The 6,847-nt window shown below is 42.4% G+C and carries 9 protein-coding genes; 1 reads left to right on the forward strand and 8 read right to left on the reverse strand.

Annotated features, from left to right (window positions below; all coding sequences use genetic code 11):
* Positions 1-623: 623 nt before the first annotated feature.
* Positions 624-1,586 (forward strand): serine hydrolase domain-containing protein, encoded by a 963-nt coding sequence (locus HI950_RS35030; protein ID WP_169091653.1) that lies wholly within the window; start codon positions 624-626, stop codon positions 1,584-1,586.
* Between the two features lie 704 nt (positions 1,587-2,290).
* On the opposite strand, the gene HI950_RS35035 is transcribed toward HI950_RS35030, so the two are convergent.
* The 8 genes from HI950_RS35035 to HI950_RS35070 form a co-directional block, all read right to left on the reverse strand.
* Positions 2,291-3,115 carry an NAD(P)H-binding protein gene (locus HI950_RS35035; RefSeq protein WP_169091655.1) on the reverse strand — a complete coding sequence of 275 codons (825 nt, stop codon included), beginning with the start codon at positions 3,113-3,115 and terminating at the stop codon, positions 2,291-2,293.
* The gene (locus tag HI950_RS35040) at positions 3,112-3,507 is read right to left on the reverse strand and encodes a MerR family transcriptional regulator (protein WP_169091657.1); all 396 of its coding nucleotides are present in this window, start codon (positions 3,505-3,507) and stop codon (positions 3,112-3,114) included. The genes HI950_RS35035 and HI950_RS35040 overlap by 4 nt, the downstream gene beginning before the upstream one ends.
* A gap of 166 nt (positions 3,508-3,673) precedes the next feature.
* Positions 3,674-4,156, reverse strand: coding sequence for a GyrI-like domain-containing protein (locus HI950_RS35045; protein WP_169091659.1), 483 nt, complete (start codon positions 4,154-4,156; stop codon positions 3,674-3,676).
* A gap of 220 nt (positions 4,157-4,376) precedes the next feature.
* A complete protein-coding gene (gene lepB / locus HI950_RS35050) occupies positions 4,377-4,961 on the reverse strand; it encodes a signal peptidase I (protein WP_169091661.1) in 585 nt (194 codons plus the stop codon).
* A 166-nt stretch (positions 4,962-5,127) separates the two neighbouring features.
* Positions 5,128-5,619 (reverse strand): DUF1579 domain-containing protein, encoded by a 492-nt coding sequence (locus tag HI950_RS35055; protein ID WP_169091663.1) that lies wholly within the window; start codon positions 5,617-5,619, stop codon positions 5,128-5,130.
* 211 nt (positions 5,620-5,830) lie between these two features.
* Positions 5,831-6,091 carry a hypothetical protein gene (locus HI950_RS35060; protein ID WP_169091665.1) on the reverse strand — a complete coding sequence of 87 codons (261 nt, stop codon included), beginning with the start codon at positions 6,089-6,091 and terminating at the stop codon, positions 5,831-5,833.
* A 46-nt stretch (positions 6,092-6,137) separates the two neighbouring features.
* Complete coding sequence (locus HI950_RS35065; protein ID WP_169091666.1) at positions 6,138-6,422, reverse strand: hypothetical protein; 285 nt, start codon at positions 6,420-6,422, stop codon at positions 6,138-6,140.
* A 105-nt stretch (positions 6,423-6,527) separates the two neighbouring features.
* Positions 6,528-6,847: tyrosine-type recombinase/integrase (locus HI950_RS35070; RefSeq protein WP_169091668.1), on the reverse strand; the 320-nt coding region annotated here is incomplete at its 5' end.

Genomic DNA, 6,847 nt, shown 5'->3' on the forward strand with positions numbered 1-6,847 from the left:
TCGATTAAGACCGCATCCTTTATCACTTTACTTCTCTAATAGATTAACGTAATAAAGTGATAATGTAAAGTTATGTATAGGTCGGTCAGCCACGCTAAACTGCCAGTTAGCATAATGAAGGGCCGCCATGAGGCAGCCCTTCCGAGGTTGAACTATCGTTCCCCGTTAGGTTAATCCGATCGCGGTTCATTCCTATTTTTGATTAGCCGCTCGAGCCTGTAATCCATCAGTTATTTTTCCGTCATCATATATAAATATGGAAAGAAGCTTCAGAATTTTATCAAGTATATGCCATTTGGTGATATGGCAATGAGTTTGATGATAGTATAAATGGAAAGGTAGTTCGAATTTATATAATATGTTTCGGAGTGCCTCCCAATCGAGACATGTAATGAAATGCGATTAACTAATTAAAAAAAATAATTAAATTATTATGCTGTCGAGAACATCTCGACAGTTTTTTTTATTGTTTAGAGAAGGCAAACAAATTATAAGAATCTTATTATAGATCCCACGTGACAAGTCGAAATGTACCGCGCCCCGATAACTTGACCCCTTACTTCCTTTGAGCTATTGTTAATTTACTTTTGTGATCATAAAACGAGAATAAAGGAATTGAATACATGAACCTATCTGAACTATTATCAGCCATTGAACCTATAGACTTGAAAAGCTGCCTGATTACCCAAAGCGACCGGATGCTGTTTGAGCATTATCGGGATCAAAACATACCCGTAGAAACCTCCAAAATAAACTCCTGTACCAAGAGCTTTCTATCTGCTCTGGTTTGTATCGCCATGGATCAAGGGAAATTACCGGAGGCGCACACTCCGATCACCGAATTTTTCCCACAGCTTCTCGCGGATCCCGATCCTCGAAAAAGGGAAATTACGCTTGAGCATCTCTTGACGATGACAGCCGGGTTCGAATGGACCGAGTTCGGCGGGCAAAAGTCGTTCCCGCGCATGACACGGTCAAGCGATTGGGTTGATTTTGTGTTGAAGCAACCACTGTCTGTCGCTCCGGGAACCCGGATGGAGTACAACTCCGGAGTATCCCAGCTACTATCTGCCATTCTTGTACAGGCATCCGGCATGCCTACTGCCCGCTTTGCCGAGGAGGAGCTATTTTCCCCGCTTGGTATCGAAGACTATAAGTGGGAAGCCGACCCTCAAGGAATCCATACAGGGGGATACGGCTTGTGGCTGCGCCCTGTAGATATGCTCAGGTTCGGGCTGCTGTACCTACAGCAGGGACGCTGGGAGCAGCGGCAGCTGATTTCCAGGAAACGATTGAATCGTTCAGTACAGCCTGCCATTCCCGCATGTTCGCCAAACCAAGGATTTTACGGCTGGCATTGGTGGTCGAATACGTTCAGCGAGGATATGATAGAAGATCATGGATGGTCCTCCCCGTCGCCTTCTTTTGGCTTCTTTTACGCCAGGGGATATGCTGGACAGTTCATTTATATAATTCCCGACTTGGATATCGTTGTGACACTCACCGACGATAAACGGAAAAAGGAGCGTCATCCATCAAATGTGTTCCGTGATTTTATCGCTCCTTTGCTGCTTAAGGCTTTGTAATAAGCTGCTACGTGAATATTCAACAAGCATTGAACGGTCCAGTCAGCATGACCTAACCTTCGATCGTTTTTCTCCTCGGGCACATTTGTAGAATTGCTTATCCGAGAATTTCCTGTACTCCATCATACCGCTGGACAAAAAAGCCGCCTAATCGGTTTCCTAAAGCACCCTAACTGTAGAGAGGAGGTTAAGCAATCTTGCCCGTTAGTTCAACGAGGCTGCCGCTTCAACCTTGAACATCCGCCCATGTACCCATCGTAGTTCAATTTATCCTTTTTCGTTTGATACGAATAAAAGGAGTCAATGTGATTAAAACCCCCGCTAAGAAAAAGGAGACTCCATATGCATGTAAGTGAAAGTCTGTCGCTGGAATGAAGAGGTGAACAAACTTATAAATTCCCATACTACCGTCGGGACTTCTAGCAGTAAAAGTATAAGTCGAGTAACCTTCATAAATAAGATACAGTCCTAACATTGCTACTATAAGCTTGTATACCAGTTTCAATGTCGGCCGCCTCCTTTCGCGTAATAATATGTACCACTTTTCCCACATAATGTATATGATTTGAATGAGGCGTTTGTTGCACTAAACTGCCCGTTAGCTTAACCAAAGAAAGGAGCAGTTGCCGCAGCAAACTGCTCCATATTTGTTAAATATCGTGTCCGTTAATTCAATCTTTAGTTGCTACTTTGGAACGCCTCAATTATGGGTTTTTAAAATATTGCACGTGTTCAGAGACCCACTGGGCGAAGGTGCGAGCTGGACGACCAGTGACCTGCTCGACGGTCGGAACCACTGTGTACGCAGATTTTGGAGGGTTGGCATACCATCCTAAGACGAAATCGATGGCGTCCTCTGGCGCTCCCTGCTCCCGCATACGTTCGCGTGCCTGATCTTCGGTGAGCTCGAAAAACTGGATATGTCTGCCGGTCACTTCACCTAGAATCCGAACCTTATCGAACACAGTCAGTACCTCTGGACCAGTCAGCGTGTAGGTTTTTCCGGCGTGACCATCACCGATTAATGCGGCTACCGCTACGCTAGCGATGTCGGTAACGTGGATCATAGCGCTGGGTGAGTTACCATATGGCTCCCGGACAATACCTTTCAAGCGAATAGAATCTGCCCATTGAAGCGCATTGGACATAAACTCAACAGGCTGGAGAAAGGTCCACTCGAGGTCACTGGCTTCTACGACCCTCTCCACAGGTCCATTCTCGCCATTCCATAAAACCGTGACTCGTCGCACCCCTGCCTTTTGAGCCAGTTCGACAATCTCGGGTCCGGTTTGCAGTGGGGTGTAACCGTCACTATTGAAGGTGATCAAGTGTATACCAGTAACGCCGTTCAGCGCAAGCGCAAGAGTCGTTGGCTCAGTAAGGTCGCCATACACTACCTCCCCCCCTTCAGGTAGCTTAGCACTTGATGGGTTGCGCGTGAGTGCTCGTACATGATGGCCAGCCTTGAGAAGCTGGTTGACTATATGACGACCGACATTTCCTGTTGCTCCCGTTACTAAAATTGTCATTGTTCATCCTCCTCTTCAGGTACCCACTTATCACGGTTTTCTTTCATTAGGTTGATTTGCTTTTCCAAACGGACTTGCGCCTCATCCAATGCCTTTTTATGCCGGATCACATCATTCAGCTTGGTTTCATATATTTGCAGCAATGCTTCACAATACTCGTCTTTTTTGTCATACTCTTGATCTTCAGGGCAATACAGAATATCTTTAATCTGGTCGGTTGTTAGACCTGAATTAAGATATAGTTGGATTGTATTAATAGCTTCGATAATCGAATCATCGAACTCGCGATAATTATTGTCAAGACGAGAAACAGTTATCAACCCTTTTTTCTCATAATGCCGTAAGGATCGAGAACTGATCCCGGTCACTTTAGCTATTTGACTTATTTTCAAAGCTCCACCTCCCCTCCTTGTAATTATTAATTTCATCATAAAGTATGACACTAGTGTTAAAGTCAAGTGCGCATAACTGCCCGTTAGATTAATAAAGAAAAAGAGCAGCTGCCGTAGCTAACTACCCCCTTGTGTGTTCAACTATCGTGTCCCGTTAGCTTAATGCTCATTTCTTTTTTACGGGACAAAATATTTTTATTTCATTTCCATCATCATCAGATTCTCTTATTGCCTTCTCATCATATCTTTCAAAATAATAAGATACATCATCGTTGATAAAGCCATTTTCCTTTATCCACTTAGTTGTATAATTATAAGCAGTCACCGTCTTGCTTGCAGGTCCAATATAATGAGTCATTGAATATGTTCGTGGCAGTAAATGGATATGAACCATTCCATGTGGTAAGTTTTCGAGTGGTTCCACTTCAAAGCAGCAATAAAAGTCTACTACTCCAGTGCTTCCTTTGTAGTTTGGAGGTGAAATGCCAAATGTCACATTTGGGTTCTTTATGTTCTTAATTTCATTACGCCTTCTCTTCAATTCTTTAAACGCATGTTCTATGCATTCCCCGAGATTTGACATATTAGCACTCGCTCTTACCCCAACAAATGCGGAGATATTGCTAGTTTGAACGATTTGAATATCCATTGAAATCACTCCCTACTTTTTCCATCCCTACAAATTCAATTTTTATTCTTGATGTCCTTCCAGGTACTGTATGAAAGATGTAATAATTTACGCTAAACTGCCCGTTAGTGTAACGACGAAAGGCTGCCATGCGGCAGCCCTTTTGGTATTCAACTATCGTTCCCCGTTAGCTTAAAGGTGGAATGATTATTCTTCACTCGTGCACAAGTTAATATTAATTCTATTCCTGAATAATACCAGGTTTTTCATATCCCACGACTTTTCCTAAGACATCTTGTTTTAAAAAAGCTCCCGCCGTTTGACTATCATTGATTCCTCTCGAACGCACATCCGCCAAGATAAAGTATTCGTTTTCTTTCAACGCTACCGCGTTCCATGAATCATTGTTGTCAAAGGTAGAATCATCGCCATAAAACGCGTCCAGTTTGTTATCGTTAATATAGACTTGGCCCTTTTTAATGCGCACCGTTTCACCAGGGAGCCCCACGACTCTTGCAATATCTGTGTCTTGGTCTTTTTTGTTTTTTGTTTTGAACACTACAATATCCCCGCGGAAAATGTCATGTTGCTCATAGTATTTCAAGTCTACTAACACTTCGCTGCCCATGCCAAAAGGATGCGGGTGACTATAACCAACTTCTGATATCATTCCGTCTGTTCTTACCTTTACCTTATTTAACGATGGGTCAGGATTCTCAATGACCTTTATTTTATCTTCTGTCACGGTGTCAGTGACGGTTTCGGTACAACCGCTCAAAATCAAGGCAATGGATAGTATTAAAAGAACCGTTATCTTTCGTCTCAAGATCATCTTCACTCCTTTCTTTCTTGAGGCTACGTGCTCTAATTTTGGAATCAATGCTGTTTTCTCGTTATTCGGTAGCCCTTGGCGGGTTATTCAACTATCGTTCTCTGTTAGTTGAATCGTACCGCGAGTGAAATTATGTGCAAGAAGTTGGGTGCGTGAGCGTTTATCTTCTCGTAAACTCCATAATCCAATTGGTATCCCAGTTGTTGCCGCCATCAAACGAAAAGGACTGTTGCCAGCGAGCCGTATTCTCCGTGATCTCATCCCAAGTGAATCTCATGTGCAGCGGCTTTCCGTCTGGCGTTTCCACCACTTGATTAAACACACCGATTCCATTTTCAAACTTTCCGATCAGCGGTCTAAAATCATTAGGGTTGCGATTATCCAGCCATACCAACGACCACAGCTGCGTTTCCTCGTCAAAAGCGCGTATCGTCATCCCTTTTCTGACTTCACCATCCGGGAATATTCCTTCAAAATGGTCGATGATGACCTTCCCATCGAGATATTTCTCACCTGTATGACTAGCTTCAAACTCTTCCCAGACACCTTCCTTTTCCGGATACATCGCATTCGTCCGACGTCTATTGCGATTTATCATCGGTTTAAGCGTAAAATCAAAATCATGCATACCAGAACGGATAATATTCTCCATATATCGTTCACTCCTAGAGGGGATGTATTTTCTATTCCCATCATAAAATGAGAACATATGTTTGCATATCATTCTTATAATTATGAAGCAATTCTTTATTAATTCACCACATTAAACTGCCCTTTACTTCAACAAAAATGGCAACTGATCATATGGATCAGCTGCCATTTTGTTGTTCTCAACTAACGTTCCTCGATAGCTTAATGCTTAGTTAATTAGACTCGTCTTTATAATGAAAATGTTCGTGATGAATAGCATTCATTCCAACTAACTTTCCATTCTTTTTATGGTAATACGTAAAGTCTTTATTAATTGGCATCTGAAGAAGTTGATAATTATACTCCCTGGGCATGGTTTCAATTTGTTTAATAGCTAATTCGCGTGTTGTATATAGTCCAACTGGAAAGAAATTTGGGAATAACTTAGAACTATCTGCTACGAATATTCCCCAGACAAATGTACCTTCCAACATCTCCGCTCACCTTGCTTTCCAACAGTTATACTAAGTTCTAGTTAACTCAAGCATTTGGGGCATTCCATATAATAGACGAGTTATTTGATTGCAAAGCACAATCAAATGCTTCGTGTAATGAGTCGTGAAGTGTGTCGCCAATAACATTCCAATCAATGTCGCAAGAAAAAAGATAAAAACGATTATCTCCATCATATAGAGCTATTGCCAGAGCAGTTACAATAACTGTTTTCTCATGTTCTTGATAATAAACGTAACCATAGTCATTAGTAATTTGATTATCTGTAAAATACAAAACTTTTGCTCCATCTAATTCAATTGGCACAGTCAAATAGATCTCCTCCTAACACAGCCTTATAATACCACATATTGGAACTATCCTGCCCTTTAGTTTAATAGCGGCGGAACTCTAGGGGGAATCCGCCGCTATCTCAAACTAAAAAAATCGGCGATAAAGTTCTCTCCTCCGCTCTCCGCGGAGCTGTGCATAAATTTGAGTGGTCGATGCTTTTTCATGCCCAAGCATGCCTTGAATAAAATCTAACGGTGCTCCGTTATCAAGCAGCTGGCACGCATAAGTATGACGAAATCGATGAGGGTACACGTTTGCCTCGATCTCTCCGCGAACTGCAAGCCGCTTCAATGCCCATCTGAGCGTTGGAATGGCCATACGTTTAAATGGTTTTGTATCAGTTACAAATAAGGCTTTACATGAATCCTCACGATTGGCTAAATACTTCTTCAACCATACTTTAC

Source organism: Paenibacillus sp. PL91, assembly GCF_012935325.2.
GTDB lineage: Bacteria > Bacillota > Bacilli > Paenibacillales > Paenibacillaceae > Pristimantibacillus.